The 296-nt window shown below is 67.6% G+C and carries 1 protein-coding gene; it reads left to right on the top strand.

What is annotated here, in order from left to right; translation table 11 throughout:
- Window positions 1-296, top strand: a 296-nt coding sequence (locus tag NE591_RS14800) for a U32 family peptidase (protein WP_256157051.1), incomplete at both ends; no start/stop codon positions are given.

Genomic DNA, 296 nt, shown 5'->3' with positions numbered 1-296 from the left:
CACCAACGGGCTCTCCCTGGCCGTCGCCCGCGAGTTCGGCGCCAATCGCGTGTCGCTCTCGCCGGAGCTCACCCTGCGCCAAATTGAAGCGGTAGCCAAAGATGCCCCGGTGGAACTGGGCGTGCTGCTCATCGGCGCCCAGGAGCTCATGGTCACCGAGCACTGCATGCTCACGAGCCAGGGCCCGTGCGACGAGAACTGCGCCGAATGCCCGCGTCGCAAGAGCCCCCATGTGCTGAAGGATCGCAAGGGCTACGAGTTCCCGGTCGTCACCGACGCCATGGGCCGCAGCCACC

Source organism: Adlercreutzia sp. DFI.6.23 (genome assembly GCF_024462535.1).
Taxonomy (GTDB): Bacteria; Actinomycetota; Coriobacteriia; order Coriobacteriales; family Eggerthellaceae; genus Adlercreutzia; species Adlercreutzia rubneri.
Note: the sequence above shows the minus strand (reverse complement) of the source record. Positions and strands in the feature narration are given on the sequence as shown.